Source organism: Telluria sp. AZSoR62, assembly GCF_058111565.1.
Genome location: NZ_JBYTST010000001.1, coordinates 737,335 through 757,007, shown reverse-complemented (window position 1 = coordinate 757,007; position 19,673 = coordinate 737,335). Strand labels below are relative to the sequence as shown.

Genomic DNA, 19,673 nt, shown 5'->3' with positions numbered 1-19,673 from the left:
TCCCCCCGTGGCATGCCGGCCGAGCCCGCCTGTCACCCGGAGCGCGGAGTCAAGAATTCACTTCCTAAGGAAAACACATGCAAAAGAATATCGCGATTGTCGGCGCCGGTTTTTCCGGGGCTGTGATTGCCCGCGAGTTGGCGCAGGCCGGCCACAAGGTCGAGATTTTCGAGTCGCGCCCGCACATTGCCGGTAACTGCCACTCCGAACGCGACGCCGAAACCGGCGTCATGGTCCACATCTACGGCCCGCACATCTTCCACACCGACATCGAGCGCGTCTGGGAATACGTGAACCGCTACAGCCGCTTCATGCCCTACGTGAACCGGGTCAAGGCGATCACCAACAACAGCGTCTATACGCTGCCGATCAACCTGCTCACGATCAACCAGTTCTTCAACAAGACCTTCCGGCCGGCCGAAGCCCAGGCATTCCTGGCCTCGCTCGGCGACAAGACGATCGAGAACCCGGTGACTTTCGAAGACCAGGCCCTGCGTTTCGTCGGCCGCGAACTGTACGAAGCCTTCTTCAAGACCTATACCGTCAAACAGTGGGGCATGCAGCCGACCGAGCTGCCGGCCAGCATCCTGAAGCGCCTGCCGGTGCGCTTCAACTACGACGACAACTACTTCAACCACAAATACCAGGGCATGCCGGAAGACGGCTACACCTCGCTGGTCGAGAAGATCCTCGACGTGCCGGGCGTGACCGTGCACCTGAACACCCGCTTCGACCCGGCCCAGAAGGCCGACTACGCCCACGTGTTCTACAGCGGCCCGATCGACGCCTGGTTCAACCACGCCGAAGGCCGCCTGCCTTACCGTACGCTCGATTTCGAAGTCTTCCGCGATACCGGCGACTACCAGGGCAATGCGGTGATCAACTACTGCGACAATGCGCAGCCCTACACCCGCATCACCGAGCACAAGCACTTCTCGCCATGGGAACAGCACGAGAAGACGCTGCTGTACAAGGAGTACAGCCGCCAGTGCGAAGAAAAGGACATCCCTTACTACCCGATCCGCCAGGCGCGCGACAAGGAGCAGCTCGAGCGCTACGTGAAGGTGGCCAACGAGGAACCGAACGTGACCTTCGTGGGCCGCCTGGGTACCTACCGTTACCTGGACATGGACGTGACCATCAACGAAGCGCTGGCCACGGCCGACAAGTTCCTGGCCTGCGCCAAGGGCAATGAGCGGATGCCGGCATTCGTGATCGATCCGTTGGCGTGATGTTCGCGGGGTGGGGCGGCAACGCCCCACCTTCGATGAAAAACGGGCGGCAGGGCTGGAGAGCCATGCCGCCCGTTTTGCCTGTGTGGCGTGTGCTTAGCTGCTCAAGCCGCCACCGGCCGCACGGTCCTTGCGTTCGATCAGCTCGACCTTGTAGCCATCCGGATCGGTGATGAAGGCGATCACGGTGGAGCCGCCCTTGACCGGGCCCGGCTCGCGGGTGATGTTGCCGCCGTTGGCGCGCACCTGGTCGCAGGTGGCGTAGATGTCGTCGGCCGAGATGGCGATGTGGCCATAGGCCGAGCCCATGTCGTAGCTGTCGACGCCGTAGTTATAGGTCAGTTCGAGTTCGGCGTGGTCGGGGTTGCTGCCGTAGCCAAGGAAGGCCAGGGTGTACTTGTATTCGGGGTTGTCGCTGGTGCGCAGCAGTGTCATGCCGAGCACGGTGGTGTAGAAGTCGATCGAGCGCTGCAGGTCGCCGACGCGGAGCATGGTGTGCAGGATGCGCATGGGGTGTCTTTCTGGGGAATGCGGAAAAGCAGCCATTTTATGCGGTGGCGGCTGATCTTGCAGGGCTTGCGTGACTGCGCATCGGCCAGTTGAACGCGTGGGCAGAATCTGCCCACCCTACGGTTCAATGTCGGCTCTTGGTGTCGTGGCACGAAGTCGGTTTTTCATGCCAGGGGCCGGCGTCAGTTCAAATGGAGCGGCTTAGTTTTCCAGCTTGGAGCTCAGCGTGATCTTCGCGTTCAGCAGCTTCGACACCGGGCAGTTTTCCTTGGCGGTGGTCGCGGCCTTGTCGAACGCTTCCTGGCTGGCGCCCGGGATCTTCGCGACCAGGTCGAGGTGCACGGCGGTGATCGAGAAGCCGCCTTCGACTTTTTCCATCGACACGGTGGCCGTGGTGCGCAGTTCCTCGGCCGTCATGCCGGCCTGGCCCAGCTGGCCCGACAGCGCCATCGTGAAGCAGCCCGCGTGCGCCGCGCCGATCAGTTCTTCTGGGTTGGTGCCGGGGCCGTCTTCGAAGCGGGTGTTGAAGCCGTATTGCGAATCCTTGAGCACGCCGCTGCCGGTCGAGACCGCGCCCTTGCCGTCCTTCAGGCCGCCGCTCCAGACGGCGCTGCCGTTACGCTTGATGGTCATAGTCGTTTCCTCTTACAGGTTGTTCTTGTCGGATTGATCGTTGGCCGTATCGTGCCTGCGCATCGATTCGTTGCGGTCGGGCAGGGGCTTGGCTTCGCCGGTGGCGCCTGCCTTCGGGTCGACGGCCTGGTCCAGGCCCTGGCCGTTGGTGCCGTAGCAGTCGGTGTTCTGCAGGCCCTGGGCCAGGTCTTCGGCGGCCTGCTTCATGACGCCGCGCGGCGCCTGGTCCTGCGCGTCCGGGGTCTCGTCGCGCTCGTGCGGCTGGCGCTTGACGCCGTCGTTTTCCATCGGTGCCTTTGTGTTGACGAAGCGGTCTTTGGTTTCGGTAACCATGGTGATCTCCTTCTATTTCAGTTGCATGAATCCTAACCCCGCATCGGTCAAGCAGTCGCGCAATTGGCGCTGTGTAAATGCGTGATGCTTTTTTGCAATTGAACCGCTACCATTGCAGCTGGGATGAACAGCCGGAATGACACCGTGACCACCGACACACTCGCGCTCCACCAGCACGCCAGCACCTGCAAGAACTGCGGCGCTGCCACCACTGGAAAGTTCTGCCACGAATGCGGCCAGGCCACCCACCTGCACGTACCGAGCGCGCGCGAATTCCTGCATGAATTCCTGTCGCATTACGTGGCCGTGGAGGGCAAACTGTGGCGTTCCCTGAAGCTGCTGCTGTTCAAGCCGGGCTTCCTCACCCGCGAATACATCGAAGGCCGGCGCGTCAGGTATGTCGAGCCGCTGCGCCTGTACCTGAGTTTTTCGATCATCTTCTTTTTCCTGATCAAGCTCAGCGGCGTGCGCATCATGGAGCTCGAGACCAGCGCCGCGCCTGCCGCGCAACCGGCAGCGAGCGCGCCGGCAGCCGTGATGGCGGGCAGGGACCGGGCCAGGACCAGCCAGGAGTTCACCGAGTTCGAGCGCGACATGGTGCGCGAGTTCGGCGCCGTCAGCCCGCGGCTGGGCAAGGGCACCGAGAAATTCCTCATGCTGCCGGGCGACCAGAAAGGCGCAGCTGCCCAGCGCGCCTTCTTCAGCTATGCGCCGTACGCGATCTTCCTCTTGATGCCGGTATTTGCGCTCTACCTGAAACTGCTCTATCTCGGCTCGGGACGGCGCTACGGCGAACACTTCCTGTTCGCCCTGCACAGCAATGCCTTCGCCTTTTTCATGCTCAGCCTGTTCGTGGTGGCGGACGGCTGGGATTTCATACGCTTCCTGCTGCTGGCCTGGCTGGTGGCCTACCTGCCCACGGCAATGCGCCGGGTCTATGGGGGCGGGCGGTTCGCCACGGCACTGCGCTGGATTGCCCTGACGGCCCTGCACCTGCTGAGCCTGGCCGCAGCGGTAGCGCTGGCCGTCGGCCTGGTCCTGATCAACTAATTGCAGCGCCTCCTTGCTGCCGACTTGCCGGTTGCGCGCCGTCCCCGTTATACTGTTTATTTGTACAGTCATTCCGGGCGCGCGTAGCCGGGCCATTTATAGCAGTCGCCAGGATAATCGGTTAATCTCCATCCTCCTGACCCAACCGCCCCAGACCCATGCCCGTGACGTCCCAACCGCAACAAATCATCGCGCTCGTGGTGCGGCAAAACACCCCCGGCATCGAAGAGCCGGTGCGGCGCCTGACCGAATTTTTGGCCGCCTCCGGCTACCGGGTCGTGTATGAAACCGACACCGCGGCGCACCTGGGAACGGACGGTATCGAGGCCATGAGCGTGGCCGAGATCGGCGAGCAGGCCAGCTACGCGGTGGTCATGGGCGGCGACGGCACCATGCTCGGCATCGCGCGCCAGCTCGCCAAATACGACATTCCGCTCATCGGCATCAACTCGGGCCGCCTGGGCTTCATCACCGACATCCCGATCGACCGCATGGTCCCGGCCCTGGGCGAAATTTTGCAGGGCCAGGCCAAGACCGAGGAGCGCACGCTGCTCGAGGCGCGCGTGGTGCGCGACGGCCAGCAGATCTTCTGCGCGGTGGCCTTCAACGACGTCGTGGTGGCGCGCGGCGCCGGCGCCGGCATGGTCGAGCTCAAGCTCACCGTGGATGGCGAATTCATGTACAACCAGCGCGCGGACGGCCTGATCGTCTCCACGCCCACCGGCTCGACCGCCTATGCGCTGTCGGCCGGCGGCCCCTTGCTGCATCCGCGTGTGCAGGGCATCGTGCTGGTGCCGATCGCGCCGCATGCGCTGTCGAACCGGCCCATCGTCGTGCCCGAAGCGAGCGAGATCGTGGTCGAGCTGGTGGCCGGGCGCGACATCAGCGTGAACTTCGACATGCAGACCTTTACCAGCGCGCAGCTGGGCGACCACATCGTCATCTCGCGCTCGCCGCACACGATCACCTTCCTGCACCCGCGCGACTGGAGCTATTACCATACGCTGCGTGAAAAGCTGCACTGGAACGAATACCCGACCAACGAAGGCAAGCTCACGTAAGGCCACTTGGCCACGTCAAGCATCGAACACGCCACGACAGGAGACCCGATTTTTCATGCTGCGCACACTTACCATCCGTGACTTCGTCATTGTCGACGCCATCGAGCTCGAATTCGCGAACGGTTTTTCCGTGTTCACCGGCGAGACCGGCGCCGGCAAGTCGATCCTGATCGACGCGCTGCAACTGGCGCTGGGCGGGCGCGGCGACGCCAGCATGGTGCGCGAAGGCGCGGCCAAGGCCGACATCACCGCCGAATTTGCGCTTACGCTTGCCGCGACCGAATGGCTCGAACAGCATGAGTTCAGCATCGAGGAGGGCGGGGCCCTGCTGCGCCGCGTGATCGACAACGCCGGCCGCTCCAAAGCCTATATCAACGGCATCAGCGCCACCGCGGCGCAATTGCGCGAGCTGGGCGACATGCTGGTCGACATCCATGGCCAGCATGCGCACCAGTCGCTGCTCAAGCTTGAGTCCCAGCGCGCCCTGCTCGACAACCAGATCGCGGTGCGCGACCCGGCCGCGCTCGACGACATCCAGGCCGTGGCCGCCAGCTACAAGACCTGGCGCGCCCTGGTGCGCCAGCGCGAGGAATTCGAGAACGATGCGCGCAACGTGCTGCTCGAGCGCGAGCGCCTGGAATGGCAGGTGAGCGAGCTCGACAAGCTCGCGCCGAAAGCCGGCGAGTGGACCGAGATCAGCAACGAGCACAGCCGCCTGTCGCATGCGGCCAGCCTGCTCGAAGGCGCGCAGGAAGCCTTGCTCGCCATTTCGGAAAGCGACCAGCCGATCCTGTCGCAGCTGTCATCGCTCAACGCCAAGCTGGGCAAGCTGGTCGATGTCGACACCGGGCTGCAGGCCGTGCTCGACTGCATGGAGCCGGCCCGCATCCAGCTGCAGGAGGCCGTGTACGCGCTGAACAACTACATCGACAAGGTCGAGCTCGACCCGGACCGCCTGCGCCAGGTCGACGCCCGCATGGAAGCCCTGCACGGCGCCGCGCGCCGCTACCACGTCACGCCCGAGGAGCTGCACGAAGAACACGCCACGCTCGCCGCGCGCCTGCGCCAGCTGGCCGACGCCAGCGACATGGATGGTTTGCGCAAGCAGGAAGAAAAGGCCAAGGCGGCCTACATGACGGCGGCCGCGCGCCTGTCCAAGCGCCGCGCGCAGGCGGCCGTCGAGCTGGGCAAGGGCGTCACCGCCGCCATGCAGGAACTGAGCATGACCGGCGGCAGCTTCGCCGTGGCCCTGAATGCCGGCGAGCCGGGCCTGCACGGGGTCGAACAGGTCGAATTCCTGGTCGCCGGCCATGCAGGCGTGGCGCCGCGGCCGCTGGCCAAGGTCGCCTCGGGCGGCGAACTGGCGCGCATCTCGCTGGCCATTGCGGTGATCACGGCGCATGCCACGACCACGCCGACCCTGATCTTCGACGAGGTCGATACCGGCATCGGCGGCGGCGTGGCCGAAGTGGTGGGGCGGCTCCTGAAACGCCTGGGCCAGCAGCGCCAGGTGCTGTGCGTGACCCACCTGCCGCAGGTGGCCAGCCAGGCCAACCAGCACTTCCAGGTGGCCAAGGGCACGACCGGCGAGGGGCGCACCGTCTCGCGCATCGACGTGCTGGACAACCGCTCGCGCGTGGAGGAGGTGGCGCGCATGCTGGGCGGGATCGAGATTACCGAGACCACGCGCAAGCACGCCAGGGAGCTGCTGGCGTCGTAAGATCTGCCGCGCATCGTAGGGTGGGCAAGTTTCTTGCCCACGCGTTTAACCAGTGCATGAATAATCGCGTCGCCGCAATACAAGCGTCATGTGAACGCGTGGGCAGAATCTGCCCACCCTACGAGTCAACTCGAATTCTCATTCTGTGGCAAAGTCTAGGCTTGTCCACCACACCACAGAAGGGAGTTCGAATGAGCATCGATAAAGTGCTGTACCGCGCCCAGGCGACGTCGCAGGGCGGCCGCGAAGGGACCTCGAAGAGCGCCGACGGCGTACTGGACCTGAAACTGAGCACCCCGAAGGAACTCGGCGGCGGCGGCGGCCCGGGCACCAATCCGGAGCAGCTGTTCGCGGCCGGCTATTCGGCCTGCTTCCTCGGCGCGCTGAAGTACGTCGCCGGCCAGCAGAAGGTGAGCCTGCCGCAAGACCTGACCATCAAGGGCGACGTCGGCATCGGCCAGATCCCGACCGGTTTCGGCATCGAAGTCGACCTGACCATCCATGGCCCCGGCATGGATCCGGCCCAGCTCAAGGACCTGGTCGACAAGGCCCACATCGTCTGCCCGTATTCGAACGCCACGCGTAACAACATCGACGTGCGCCTGCACACGACGACCTGACCCGGTGTTGTCCGCCGTACACATGTTCGGCGGAGGGACGCCACTTTATAATAGCGGCGTCCCCTGACCTTTCTCCCCTCATGTCATTCCGAAAAGAACCACCCTTTGCCCACGGCACTGCGTCCGCGAACGCCATCGTGCTGGTCAACCTCGGCACGCCGGACGAACCGACCCGCAAGGCGGTGCGCCGCTACCTGAAGGAATTCCTGTCCGATGGGCGCGTGGTGGAGATCCCGGCCAAGGTCTGGTGGTTCATCCTGCACCTGTTCATCCTGCCTTTCCGCTCGGGCAAGTCGGCCGCCAAATACCGCACCATCTGGACCCGCGAAGGCTCGCCCCTGAAAGTGCATACCGCCAGGCAGGCGGTCCTGCTCGACAAGATGCTGCACGAGCGCGGCCATGAAGCCGTGAAGGTGGTGATGGCGATGCGCTACGGCTCGCCCTCGCTGCCCGAGGTACTCGATGGCCTGAAGGCGGAGCACTGCGAACGCATCGTCGTGCTGCCCGCCTATCCGCAGTATTCCGGCACCACGACGGCCTCGGTCTGGGATGCCGTGTACGCCTATTTCGGCAAGATCCGCAACATTCCCGAGCTGCGCCTGGTCAAGCACTACCATGACCACGAAGGCTATATCGACGCGCTGCGCGCCAGCGTCGAGGCCTATTGGGAAACCCATGGCCGCGGCCAGAAGCTGGTGATGAGTTTCCACGGCATCCCCAAGCGCACCCTCATGATGGGCGACCCGTACTTCTGCGAATGCCAGAAGACCGCACGCCTGCTGGCTGTCGCCCTGGGCATGGGCGCGGACGAATACATCGTGACCTTCCAGTCGCGTTTCGGCAGGGCCGAATGGCTGCAGCCCTACACGGCCCCGACCGTGCAGCAGCTGGCGCGCGAAGGGGTCGAACGCATCGATGTGATCTGCCCGGGCTTCACCAACGACTGCCTGGAAACCCTGGAAGAGATCAACATGGAAGTGCGGCACGACTTCGAAGCCGCCGGCGGCAAGGAATTCCACTACATTCCCTGCCTGAACGATTCGCCGGCCTGGATCACCGGGCTGGCCGAGATCGCCGAACAGCACCTGATCGGCTGGCCGACCATCCTCACTCCAGCCCAGCGCGCGGCCCAGAAGCGCGACGTCCAGGTCGGCGCCCAGCATGCGGCCCAGCTTGGCGCCGAAGTTGCAATTAAGTAACTATCTTTTCCGGCGCCTTGCCAACCTGTTAAAATAAACGGTTGTCAGGGCGTCGCGCCGATACCCACGTAGCATAGCCAGGCCAGCACCGCGAGGGTGTACAGGACTACTGCGCCGCTGATCAGTTGTAATCTCATGAAGTCTGCTCCCAGGTCTCGCGGCCCCCATGCCGCACCCTTGACTGGAAGCGTAAAACTTTTCATTGGGAAATGATTCAGGGAAACCGTAAATCTTGTAACAAATAATTTCTAGATTTTCATCATGGGATCTCTGCAATCCCCTTGAAAATGTAGGAGATCACCCCATCTGCGGGCCTGTGTGTCAGGCAGGATACGTTACCAATTAAGCCAAGTCCTTGATTCTAGGAGTTTTTTCGATGCAAGACCAAGAAAACCAAGAGTTGTCCCAGCAGTCGCCGCTCGATGCCGCCACTGCTGACGCAGCCGCCGAGGCCGCGCAGGCCAGCGCCGGTCAGGCAGGCGTCCCGCCAGCCCCGGAGTCCGACCTGGAAGCCCAGTTGAGCGCCACCGAGGCCAAGCTGGCCGAGATGCACGACGCCTTCATGCGCGCCAAGGCCGATGCGGAGAACATCCGCCGCCGTGCCCAGGAAGACGTCACCAAGGCCCATAAATTCGCGATCGAAAGCTTTGCCGAGGCCATGGTGCCGGTGCGCGACAGCCTGGAAATGGCGCTGAAGGTCGAAACGCAAACCGTCGAGGCCATCCGCGAGGGTGTCGAAATGACCCTCAAGCAGCTCAGCGCCGCGTTCGAGAAGAACCGTGTGCTCGAAGTCATGCCGCAAGCGGGCGAAAAGCTCGATCCTAACAAGCACCAGGCCGTGGCCGTGGTGCCATCCGAGCAGGAGGCCAATACCGTGGTCACCGTGCTGCAAAAGGGATACATGATTGCCGACCGCCTGCTGCGTCCGGCGATCGTGACGGCCGCCGCGCCGAAGTAAGTGGAAGTGACGCTGCGCCCTCATTAGGGCGCTTCGAAGAACCGTCGCGAGCGGCGGCAATGGTGGTCGAGAAGCGCAGCTGTATTTGAGTACAGCGAGCATCGCAGACCGCCAGTGCAACGCGCAGTAGGTTGTTCGATGCGCCCTTGAAAGCACGCAGTTTTTCCCAATATTGAATCCATCCGAAACTAAGCGTTTTATATAAAAGGAACACATCATGGGCAGAATTATCGGTATTGACCTGGGCACCACCAACTCCTGCGTCGCGATCATGGAAAACGGCCAGCCGAAGGTCATCGAGAACGCCGAAGGCGCGCGCACGACCCCGTCGATCATCGCTTACCAGGAAGACGGCGAGATCCTCGTCGGTGCACCGGCGAAACGCCAGGCCGTGACCAATCCAAAAAATACCCTGTTCGCGGTGAAGCGCCTGATCGGCCGCAAGTACGACGAAAAAGAAGTCCAGAAAGACATTTCGCTGATGCCTTACGCGATCGTCAAGGCCGACAACGGCGACGCCTGGATCGGCGTGCGCGACAAGAAGCTGGCGCCGCAGCAGGTGTCGGCCGAGACCCTGCGCAAGATGAAGAAGACCGCCGAAGACTACCTCGGCGAAGAAGTCACCGAAGCGGTCATCACCGTGCCGGCCTACTTCAACGACTCGCAGCGCCAGGCAACCAAGGATGCCGGCCGTATCGCGGGCCTGGACGTCAAGCGCATCATCAACGAGCCGACCGCGGCCGCGCTGGCCTTCGGCCTGGACAAGACCGAAAAGGGCGACCGCAAGATCGCCGTGTATGACCTCGGCGGCGGCACCTTCGACGTCTCGATCATCGAGATCGCGGACGTGGACGGCGAGAAGCAGTTCGAAGTGCTGTCGACCAACGGCGACACCTTCCTGGGCGGCGAAGACTTCGACCAGCGCATCATCGACTACATCATCGACGAGTTCAAGAAGATCAACGGCCTGGACCTGTCGAAGGACGCCATCGCCCTGCAGCGCATCAAGGCTTCGGCCGAGCGCGCCAAGATCGAACTGTCGTCGTCGCAGCAGACCGAGATCAACGAGCCGTACATCGCCATGGCGAACGGCGCGCCGGTCCACCTGAACCTGAAGATGACCCGCGCCAAGCTGGAATCGCTGGTCGAGGAACTGATCGCCAAGACGATCGAGCCTTGCCGCATGGCGATCAAGGATGCGGGCGTCAAGGTCAGCGACATCGACGACATCATCCTGGTCGGCGGCATGACCCGCATGCCGAAGGTGCAGGAAAAGGTGAAGGAGTTCTTCGGCAAGGATCCACGCAAGGACGTGAACCCGGACGAAGCCGTTGCCGTCGGCGCCGCGATCCAGGGCTCGGTCCTGTCGGGCGAGCGCAAGGACCTGCTGCTGCTGGACGTCACCCCTCTGTCGCTGGGTATCGAAACCCTGGGCGGCGTGATGACCAAGATGATCCACAAGAACACCACGATCCCGACCAAGTTCTCGCAGGTGTTCTCGACCGCCGACGACAACCAGCCGGCCGTGACCATCAAGGTCTACCAGGGCGAGCGTGAAATCGCATCGGGCAACAAGAGCCTGGGCGAATTCAACCTCGAGGGCATCCCGCCGGCGCCACGCGGCACCCCGCAGGTCGAAGTGACCTTCGACATCGACGCCAACGGCATCCTGCACGTCGGCGCGAAGGACAAGGCCACCGGCAAGGAAAACAAGATCACCATCAAGGCGAACTCGGGCCTGACCGAGGACGAGATCCAGAAGATGGTGAAGGACGCCGAGCTGAACGCGGAAGAAGACAAGAAGATCAAGGAACTGGCCGAAGCCCGCAACCAGGGCGACGCACTGGTGCACTCGACCCGCAAGTCCCTCACCGAATACGGCGACAAGCTCGACGCCGGCGAGAAGGAAGCGATCGAAGCGGCGATCACCGACCTGGAAGGCGCGATCAAGAGCGGCGACAAGTCGGACATCGATGCCAAGACCGCGGCGCTGTCGACCGCCTCGCAGAAGCTGGGCGAGAAGATGTATGCCGACATGCAGGCCCAGCAGGCAGGCGCTGCCGGCGCGGGTGGCCAGCCGGGCGGCGAGCAGCAGCAGCCGCAGCAGGACGACGTGGTCGACGCCGACTTCAAGGAAGTGAAAGACGCGAAGTAATCCCGGCCGGGGCGAGTCGCCGACTTGCCCCGTTCCGAGGGAACCGCCGAGCCGCTGCGACCGATTGGTTCCCCGGCTCGGTTTTTTTGCATATACACCGTTCTATCAGTACATAACAAAGCAAGGTGCCGCCTATGGCAAAGCGTGATTTTTACGAGATCCTCGGGGTCGCGAAGAATGCGTCGGAAGACGACATCAAGAAGTCGTATCGCAAGCTCGCGATGAAGTACCACCCCGACCGCAATCCCGACAACAAGGAAGCGGAAGAGAAGTTCAAGGAGGTCAAGGAAGCCTACGAGATGCTGACCAATCCGGAAAAGCGCGAGGCGTATGACCGCTATGGTCACGCCGGCGTCGATCCGAACATGGGCGGCGGCGGAGGCGGCGGCTTCGGGGCCGGCGGCTTCGGCGACCTGGGCGACATCTTTGGCGACATCTTCGGCGGCGGACGTGGCCGCGGCGGCGGCGGCGGCGGACCCCAGGTCTACCGCGGCGCCGACCTGCGCTACAACCTCGAGATCACGCTGGAGCAGGCGGCCCACGGCTACGAGACCACGATCCGCGTGCCGAGCTGGGACAAGTGCGACACCTGCCACGGCAGCGGCGCCAAGCCGGGCACCCAGCCGGTCACCTGCACCACCTGCGCCGGCCACGGCCAGGTACGCATGCAGCAGGGCTTCTTCAGCATCCAGCAGACCTGCCCGAAATGCCACGGCAACGGCAAGATCATCCCGGATCCGTGCGCGGCCTGCGGCGGCGCCGGACGCATCAAGCGCAACAAGACGCTGGAAGTGAAGATCCCGGCCGGCATCGACAACGGCATGCGCATCCGCTCGACCGGCAACGGCGAGCCGGGCACGAATGGCGGACCGTCGGGCGACCTGTATGTCGAGATCCACATCAAGCCGCACGCCGTGTTCCAGCGCGAAGGCGACGACCTGCATTGCGAGATGCCGATCTCGTTCAGCAAAGCGGCCATCGGCGGCGAGATCGAAGTGCCTACGCTGACCGGCAAGGTGTCGTTCACGGTGCCCGAAGGCACCCAGACCGGCAAGACCTTCCGCCTCAAGGGTAAGGGCATCAAGGGCGTGCGTTCCGGCTACGTGGGCGATTTGTTCTGCCACGTGGTGGTCGAGACCCCGGTCAAGCTGACCGACAAGCAGAAAGACCTGCTGCGCGAGTTCGAGCGCTCGACCAACGAGGGCGGCGCCAAGCACAGCCCGCAGAGCAAGGGCTGGATGGACAAGGTCAAGGACTTCTTCGAGTAAGGCTTCGACCCCCGACCGCTGACGGCCCCCCGGCCCTCGGCGGTTTTTTTTCGTCCGGCCGCACGGGATGCGGCTGGTATACTGCGACCGCGCCCATGCGGGCGCACCGGAACAGGGAGATTAACTTGGAAAACAAGACAGGGGTGACTGCGCAGGACCTCTTCGCACGCAACCGCACATGGGCCGCCTCGATGGTGGCCGAAGACCCGAACTTCTTCAAGGCGCTGTCGGAACAGCAGGCGCCGGAATACCTGTGGATCGGCTGCTCCGACAGCCGCGTGCCGGCCAACGAGCTGCTGGGCATGGCGCCGGGCGAACTGTTCGTGCACCGGAACATCGCCAACGTGGTCGTGCACTCCGACCTGAACTGCCTGTCGGTGCTGCAGTTCGCGATCGATGTGCTGAAAGTGAAACACGTGATCATCTGCGGCCACTACGGCTGCTCCGGCGTGCATGCAGCCCTGACCGGCCAGCGCGTCGGCCTGGCCGACAACTGGCTGGGGCACGTGCGCGACGTGCGCGAGAAGCACGGCAAATACCTCGGCAGCGTGGTCGGCCGCGCTGCCACCAACCGCCTGGTGGAGCTGAACGTGGCCGAGCAGGTGATCAACGTGGCGCAGACGACCGTGGTGCGCGACGCCTGGGAACGCGGCCAGCCGCTGACCATCCACAGCTGGGTCTACGGCGTGCACGATGGCCTGCTGCGCGACCTCGGCATCACCATCGGCAGCCAGGACGAGATCGCGCCCAAGCTCGAGCGCGTGCTTAACGGCTACCTGGACGGGGACAAGGTCCGTGACGAACGGCGCGGACAGTGACCTGGGCCGGCTGCGCGCGATCGTGCGCAGCTTTGTCGACGAGCGCGACTGGGACCAGTTCCATACGCCGAAGAACCTGGCCTCGGCCTTGACGGTGGAAGCGGCCGAGCTGCTGGAGCATTTCCAGTGGCTGCAGCATGGCCGCCCGGAGGAACTGGGCGACGCCCAGCTGGCGGACGTGCGGCACGAGATGGCCGACGTGCTGGTCTACCTGGTGCGCCTGGCCGACAAGCTGGACGTCGACCTGTTCGCCGCGGTGCAGGAAAAGATGGTGCTCAACCGCGAGAAATACCCGGCCGAGCTGGTGCGCGGCGATGCGCGCAAGTACTACGAGTACAAGAAGTAGGGGCGCGGGCCGCGCACCTGCCGTGCGGCCCGCGCGGCTTCAGATCCCACCCATGCAGATGTACTTCACCACCAGGTAGTCGTCCATGCCGTAAGTGGAACCTTCGCGGCCCAGGCCGGACTGTTTTACCCCGCCGAAGGGCGCCACCTCGGTCGAGATCAGGCCGGTGTTCACGCCCACCATGCCGGTTTCGATGGCCTCGGCCACGCGCCACACCCGACCGATGTCGCGCGCGTAGAAATACGACGCCAGGCCGAACTCGGTGGCATTGGCCAGCGCGATCACTTCTTCTTCGGTCTTGAAGCGGAACAGCGGCGCCAGCGGCCCGAAGGTCTCTTCGCTCGCCACCAGCATGTTCGAGGTGACTTCGGTCAGCACGGTCGGCTGGAAGAAGCTGTGTCCCAGTGCGTGGCGCTTGCCGCCGGCCATCAGCTTGGCGCCTTTCCCGACCGCGTCCTCGATGTGCTGCTCGACCTTGCGCACGGCTTTTTCCTCGATCAGCGGGCCCTGGTTGACGCCATCCTCGGCGCCATTGCCGACCTTGAGCTTGCCCACCGCCGCCACCAGCTTGCGCGCGAATTCGTCGTAGACGCCGTCCTGCACATAGATGCGGTTGGCGCACACGCAGGTCTGGCCGGCGTTGCGGTATTTCGACGCGATCGCGCCTTCCACCGCCGCATCGATGTCGGCATCGTCGAACACGATGAAGGGCGCATTGCCGCCCAGCTCGAGCGAGACTTTCTTGATCGTCGGCGCGCACTGCTCCATCAAGAGGCGGCCCACCGCGGTGGAACCGGTGAAGCTGAGTTTGCGCACGATGGGGTTGCCGGTCATCTCGCCGCCGATCGCCTTGGCGTCGCCCGGCACCACGCTGAACACGCCCTTGGGCACGCCGGCGCGCTCGGCCAGCACGGCCAGGGCCAGGGCCGAGAAGGGCGTCAGCTCCGAGGGTTTCAGCACGATCGGGCAGCCGGCGGCCAGGGCCGGGGCGACCTTGCGGGTGATCATCGCGGACGGGAAGTTCCAAGGCGTGATCGCGGCGCATACGCCGATCGGCTCCTTGGTGACGACGAGGCGGCGGTCGCCCCAGGGCGAGCTGAGGGTTTCGCCGGCGATGCGCTTGGCTTCCTCGCCGAACCATTCGAAGAACGAGGCGGCGTAGGCGACTTCGCCTTTCGATTCGGCCAAGGGTTTGCCCTGCTCGAGCGTCATCAGCAGCGCCAGGTCGTCGGCGTTCTCCAGCATCAGGTCATTCCATTTGCGCAGGATGGCGGCGCGTTCCTTGGCGCTCTTCTTGCGCCAGGCCGGCCAGGCGGCGTTCGCCGCCTCGATCGCGCGGCGGGTCTCGTTTGCCCCCATGTGCGGCACGGCGCCCAGGGTCTCGCCGGTGGCGGGGTTGGTGACGTCGACGGTCGCGCCGTCATCGGCCGCGCACCATTCGCCGTCGATGTAGGCGTGCTGGCGCAGCAGGGAAGGGTCTTTGAGGTTCGGCATGGTAGTCCTTTGCATGGGCTGCGATTTGCGATGCGACATAGTAGACGTTTTTGGCAACACTGTCTGGAAGGCCATGAGGTCCGTCGACTGGCCAGGCCGGGGCAGCGTATGGTGAAAGAATATTTCACGGGCGAGCTTGACGTGAAAGGAAATTTCATCAGTCCCTGAGCATCGGCTTACCGTGTTGGCATGGTTTTCGGGAAACCGTTAAGATTTTGTTATGGAACGCTTGTTCCGCGGCAGATCAGCAGGAAGCCGGTGCGGCCTTTCGCGACTAGCCTTGATCTGGATTAATAGCCCACTCGCGCCCGGACCGGAATGCTCGTATCATGGTTTCGTGCGCTTCACACAAGGTAGAGCCCATGCGCCCCATCGTGATCGTCCCCGCATGCACGCGTGATTTCGGCGAACATCCGTATCACGCCGCCCAGTACAAGTATGTCGATGCCGTCGTCCTCGGCGCCGACTGCGCGCCCATGATCCTGCCTTCGCTCGGCGAAGCACTCGACCTGGAGACGGTGCTCGACCTGTGCGACGGCATCATGCTCACCGGCTCGGCCTCGAACGTCCACCCCAGCTACTATTCCGAAGAAGTGCTCGACCCCTCGCTGCCGCAGGATCCGGCGCGCGACCAGACCACGCTGCCGCTGATCCGCGAGGCGGTGCGGCGCGGCATCCCGATCATCGCGATCTGCCGCGGCTTCCAGGAGATGAACGTGGCCCTGGGCGGCAGCCTGCACCAGGCGGTGCAAAGCGTCAGCGGCAAGTTCGACCACCGTGAAAATCCCGAACTGGGCATGGACGAGCAGTATGGCGACGCCCACAACGTCACCATCGTCCCCGGCGGCTGCCTCGAGAAGATGCTGGGCGTGCCCGAGATCCCGGTCAATTCGCTGCATGGCCAGGGCGTCAATGAACTCGGGCCGGGCCTGCGCATCGAAGCCGTGGCCGAAGACGGCCTGGTCGAAGCCTTTTCGGTCGCGACCGCGCATGGTTTCACGCTGGCGCTGCAGTGGCATCCCGAATGGCGCATCCAGCACAACCCGTACTCGATGAAGATGTTCGGCGCTTTCGGGCAGGCCTGCCGCGACTACCATGCCCAGCGCATGGCGCGCACCCTGGCCCAGCGCCAGGCGCAGGAGTGGAACCAGTCATGAACCCGCGCATCCCGGCCGCGGCCCGCCTATGGGCAAGCAGCGCCGTCCCCTAGCTTCCCTGCCTGAAGCACCCAGCGCGCCCGCCGGCGCCTTCGCGCGCCCTGCCGCGCGACCCCCCATCACAGACAGAGAGGCAATCATGGCAATCCGCGACAAGTTTTCTTATACCGACATGGAGGAGTGGCTCAACGCCAAGCGTGTCACCGAAATCGAATGCCTGGTCCCCGACTTGACCGGTGTCGCCCGTGGAAAGATTCTCCCGCGCGTGAAATTCACCGAAGACCGCGGCATGCGCATCCCCGAAGTGGTGCTGGGCATGACCGTGACAGGCAACACGCCCGAGCGCGACGAATGCTACAACAGCGCCATCGCCGTCACCGACCGCGACATGATTCTCAAGGCCGACCCCACCACCATCACCATGGTGCCGTGGGCCGTCGACCCCACCGCGCAGGTGATCCACGACTGCTATTTCGCCGACGGCACCCTGGTCGACTTCGCCCCGCGCAGCGTGCTGCGCCGCGTGCTCAAGCTGTATGCGGAGCGCGGCTGGAAACCGGTGGTCGCGCCCGAGCTGGAGTTCTACCTCACGGCCAAGAACATCGATCCGAACCTGCCGCTGGCCCCGCCGGTGGGCCGCAGCGGCCGTGCCGAGACCAGCCGCCAGGTCTACAGCATCGACGCGGTCAACGAATTCGACCCGCTGTTCGAGGACATCTACGACTACTGCGAGATGATGAACCTCGACGTCGACACCCTGATCCACGAGATCGGCGCCGGCCAGATGGAAATCAACTTCCTGCACGGCGACCCGCTGGGACTGGCCGACAAGGTCTTCTACTTCAAGCGCACCCTGCGCGAAGCCGCGCTCAAGCACGAGATGTACGCCACCTTCATGGCCAAGCCGATGGCCGACGAGCCGGGATCGGCCATGCACGTGCACCAGAGCGTGGTCGATGCCGAGACCGGCCGGAACATCTTCAGCAACAAGGACGGCAGCGCCTCGGCCGCCTTCCGCCACTACATCGGCGGCCTGCAGCGCTACATGCCCTCGGCGATGGCGATCGTCGCGCCCTACGTGAATTCCTACCGCCGTATCGTGCGCCACACGGCCGCGCCGATCAACCTGCAGTGGGGCATGGACAACCGCACCGTGGGCTTCCGCGTGCCGGTGTCGGGCGCGCAGGACCGCCGCGTGGAGAACCGCGTGATCGGCGCCGACGCCAATCCCTACCTGGCGCTGGCGGTCACGCTGGCCTGCGGCTACCTGGGCATGACCGAGGCGCTCGACCCGAGCCCGATGGTCGAGGGCAGCGCCTACGACATGCCGGTCGAGCTGCCGGGCGGCCTGTCTGAGGCAATTACGCAACTCCGGCGCGAAGACCGCCTGCGCGATGTACTTGGCGAGCGCTTCATCGACGTGTACTCTGCAGTAAAGGATCTCGAGCACCAGGAATTCATGCGCGTCATCAGTCCTTGGGAACGCGAACACCTCTTGCTGCACGTCTGATCCATGCGAGTCCACATGGGAGGCGATCATGACGACCAATCCGCCGCAGGCCTGCGTGCCTGTTGCAGTACAGGAGGGCTTCGATAGCGGGGGCTTCGACACCAGGGCGCTGCAGCAGCTCGACAGCGCCCACTACCTGCACCCCTTCACCGACCACGCCGCGTTGCGCGAACGCGGCGCCCGCGTGATCGTCCGCGGCGACGGCGTCTACCTGTGGGATTCGGACGGCAACAAGATCATCGACGGCATGGCGGGCCTGTGGTGCGTGAATGCCGGCTACGGGCGCGCCAGCATCGCCGACGCGGTGCACGCCCAGATGCTGCAGCTACCCTTCTACAACAGCTTCTTCAACACCACCAACGTCCCCGCTGTGAAACTGGCGGCGCTGCTGGCCGAGCTGGCGCCACCCCAGTTCCAGCATGTCTTCTACACCGGCAGCGGCTCCGAGGCGAACGACACCATCGTGCGCATGGTGCGGCGCTACTGGCAGCTGGCCGGGCAGCCCGACCGCCAGGTCATCATCGGCCGCCGCAATGGCTACCATGGCTCTACCATGGCGGGCGCCTCGCTGGGCGGCATGGCCGGCATGCATGCGCAGGGCGGGCTGCCGATTCCCGGCATCGTGCACATCGGCCAGCCGAGCTATGCGGAAGGCGGCCGCGGCATGAGCGAGGCCGAATTCGGCCTGGAGGCCGCCGGCTGGCTGGAAGCGAAGATCCTCGAAGCCGGTCCCGAAAACGTGGCCGCCTTCATCGGCGAGCCGGTGCAGGGCGCGGGCGGCGTGATCATCCCGCCGTCCACCTACTGGCCCGAGATCCAGCGCATCTGCACCAAATACGACATCCTGCTGATCTCCGACGAAGTGATCTGCGGCTTCGGGCGCCTGGGCACCTGGTTCGGCTGCGAGCTGATGGGCTTCCAGCCGGACCTGATCGCGTTCGCCAAGGGTGTGACGTCCGGCTACGTGCCGCTGGGCGGGGTGCTGGTGGGCGCGCGCGTGGCGCACATGCTGATCGAGAAGGGCGGGGACTTCAACCACGGCTTTACCTACTCCGGCCACCCGGTGGCCTGCGCGGCGGCGCTGGAGAATATCCGCATCCTGGAAACGGAACGGCTGGTCGAGCGCGTGGCGCTGGAAACCGGCCCGCACCTGAAGGCCTGCTTTGCCGCCCTGGTATCGCATCCGCTGGTGGGCCATGCGGAGACCTGCGGCCTCACCGCCGGCCTGAACCTGGTGCGGAGCAAGGGCGCGACCGTGCACGATTGCGAGCCGTTCGCCTCGACGCATGCGGTGGGGATGCTGTGCCGGAAGCACATGTTCGACAACGGGGTGATCATGCGCGCGGTCGGCGACCGGATGATCGTGGCGCCGCCGCTGTCGATCACGGTGGCCGAGATCGACGAGATGGTGGGAAGGATTCGGGCGTGCCTGGATTTGACGCTGGATGAGGTGAGGGCGAAGGGCTGGATCGGCTGAATGGGCCGGCACGCTCTGGTTGAACGCGTGGGCAAGAGACTTGCCCACCCTACGAATTGCGGCAACTCGTAGGGTGGGCGTCATTCCGGGCACTGCCCGAAATTACCCTGCCCACGCGTTCACATTGCGCTT

18 protein-coding genes are annotated in these 19,673 nt (G+C 64.4%); 14 read left to right on the top strand and 4 right to left on the bottom strand.

The genetic code is table 11. The annotated features are described in order from the left end of the window. Positions 1 to 77: 77 nt before the first annotated feature. A complete protein-coding gene (gene glf, locus AC3XQU_RS03320) occupies positions 78 to 1,232 on the top strand; it encodes a UDP-galactopyranose mutase (RefSeq protein ID WP_489872697.1) in 1,155 nt (384 codons plus the stop codon). Between the two features lie 96 nt (positions 1,233 to 1,328). On the opposite strand, the gene gloA is transcribed toward glf, so the two are convergent. From gloA to AC3XQU_RS03305, 3 genes are all read right to left on the bottom strand, one after another. Beyond that, on the bottom strand, positions 1,329 to 1,742 hold the full coding sequence (gloA, locus tag AC3XQU_RS03315) for a lactoylglutathione lyase (RefSeq protein ID WP_489872696.1): 414 nt from the start codon (positions 1,740 to 1,742) through the stop codon (positions 1,329 to 1,331). Between the two features lie 201 nt (positions 1,743 to 1,943). Further along, positions 1,944 to 2,375, bottom strand: a complete 432-nt coding sequence (locus AC3XQU_RS03310; RefSeq protein ID WP_489872695.1) for an OsmC family protein — start codon at positions 2,373 to 2,375, stop codon at positions 1,944 to 1,946. A gap of 12 nt (positions 2,376 to 2,387) precedes the next feature. Continuing rightward, on the bottom strand, positions 2,388 to 2,708 hold the full coding sequence (locus tag AC3XQU_RS03305; protein WP_489872694.1) for a hypothetical protein: 321 nt from the start codon (positions 2,706 to 2,708) through the stop codon (positions 2,388 to 2,390). A 123-nt stretch (positions 2,709 to 2,831) separates the two neighbouring features. Between AC3XQU_RS03305 and AC3XQU_RS03300 the strand changes: the two genes are divergently transcribed. The 10 genes from AC3XQU_RS03300 (at position 2,832) to AC3XQU_RS03255 (ending at position 13,903) form a co-directional block, all read left to right on the top strand. Next, positions 2,832 to 3,758: a DUF3667 domain-containing protein gene (locus tag AC3XQU_RS03300; RefSeq protein ID WP_489872693.1), complete on the top strand. Its 927-nt coding sequence runs from the start codon at positions 2,832 to 2,834 to the stop codon at positions 3,756 to 3,758. Positions 3,759 to 3,916: 158 nt separating this feature from the next. Further along, a complete protein-coding gene (locus tag AC3XQU_RS03295; protein WP_489872692.1) occupies positions 3,917 to 4,819 on the top strand; it encodes an NAD kinase in 903 nt (300 codons plus the stop codon). 55 nt (positions 4,820 to 4,874) lie between these two features. Further along, positions 4,875 to 6,539 carry a DNA repair protein RecN gene (gene recN / locus AC3XQU_RS03290; protein WP_489872691.1) on the top strand — a complete coding sequence of 555 codons (1,665 nt, stop codon included), beginning with the start codon at positions 4,875 to 4,877 and terminating at the stop codon, positions 6,537 to 6,539. A gap of 191 nt (positions 6,540 to 6,730) precedes the next feature. Continuing rightward, positions 6,731 to 7,159, top strand: coding sequence for an organic hydroperoxide resistance protein (locus AC3XQU_RS03285; protein ID WP_489872690.1), 429 nt, complete (start codon positions 6,731 to 6,733; stop codon positions 7,157 to 7,159). 80 nt (positions 7,160 to 7,239) lie between these two features. Then, positions 7,240 to 8,358: a ferrochelatase gene (hemH, locus tag AC3XQU_RS03280; RefSeq protein WP_489872689.1), complete on the top strand. Its 1,119-nt coding sequence runs from the start codon at positions 7,240 to 7,242 to the stop codon at positions 8,356 to 8,358. A gap of 376 nt (positions 8,359 to 8,734) precedes the next feature. Then, positions 8,735 to 9,316 (top strand): nucleotide exchange factor GrpE, encoded by a 582-nt coding sequence (grpE, locus tag AC3XQU_RS03275; protein WP_489872688.1) that lies wholly within the window; start codon positions 8,735 to 8,737, stop codon positions 9,314 to 9,316. A 217-nt stretch (positions 9,317 to 9,533) separates the two neighbouring features. Beyond that, positions 9,534 to 11,471, top strand: a complete 1,938-nt coding sequence (gene dnaK / locus AC3XQU_RS03270; protein WP_489872687.1) for a molecular chaperone DnaK — start codon at positions 9,534 to 9,536, stop codon at positions 11,469 to 11,471. 134 nt (positions 11,472 to 11,605) lie between these two features. Continuing rightward, complete coding sequence (gene dnaJ, locus AC3XQU_RS03265; protein ID WP_489872686.1) at positions 11,606 to 12,739, top strand: molecular chaperone DnaJ; 1,134 nt, start codon at positions 11,606 to 11,608, stop codon at positions 12,737 to 12,739. 95 nt (positions 12,740 to 12,834) lie between these two features. Beyond that, positions 12,835 to 13,557, top strand: a complete 723-nt coding sequence (gene can / locus AC3XQU_RS03260; protein WP_489872685.1) for a carbonate dehydratase — start codon at positions 12,835 to 12,837, stop codon at positions 13,555 to 13,557. After that, the gene (locus tag AC3XQU_RS03255) at positions 13,535 to 13,903 is read left to right on the top strand and encodes a nucleotide pyrophosphohydrolase (protein WP_489872684.1); all 369 of its coding nucleotides are present in this window, start codon (positions 13,535 to 13,537) and stop codon (positions 13,901 to 13,903) included. The genes can and AC3XQU_RS03255 overlap by 23 nt, the downstream gene beginning before the upstream one ends. Positions 13,904 to 13,942: 39 nt before the next feature. Here the strand turns inward: AC3XQU_RS03255 and gabD are convergent, their stop codons facing one another. After that, the gene (gabD, locus tag AC3XQU_RS03250) at positions 13,943 to 15,397 is read right to left on the bottom strand and encodes an NADP-dependent succinate-semialdehyde dehydrogenase (protein ID WP_489872683.1); all 1,455 of its coding nucleotides are present in this window, start codon (positions 15,395 to 15,397) and stop codon (positions 13,943 to 13,945) included. 362 nt (positions 15,398 to 15,759) lie between these two features. Between gabD and AC3XQU_RS03245 the strand changes: the two genes are divergently transcribed. The 3 genes from AC3XQU_RS03245 (at position 15,760) to AC3XQU_RS03235 (ending at position 19,541) form a co-directional block, all read left to right on the top strand. After that, a complete protein-coding gene (locus tag AC3XQU_RS03245) occupies positions 15,760 to 16,554 on the top strand; it encodes a gamma-glutamyl-gamma-aminobutyrate hydrolase family protein (RefSeq protein WP_489872682.1) in 795 nt (264 codons plus the stop codon). A 139-nt stretch (positions 16,555 to 16,693) separates the two neighbouring features. Next, positions 16,694 to 18,064, top strand: coding sequence for a glutamine synthetase family protein (locus tag AC3XQU_RS03240; RefSeq protein WP_489872681.1), 1,371 nt, complete (start codon positions 16,694 to 16,696; stop codon positions 18,062 to 18,064). Between the two features lie 28 nt (positions 18,065 to 18,092). Continuing rightward, on the top strand, positions 18,093 to 19,541 hold the full coding sequence (locus tag AC3XQU_RS03235) for an aspartate aminotransferase family protein (RefSeq protein WP_489872680.1): 1,449 nt from the start codon (positions 18,093 to 18,095) through the stop codon (positions 19,539 to 19,541). The last annotated feature ends 132 nt before the right edge of the window (positions 19,542 to 19,673 follow it).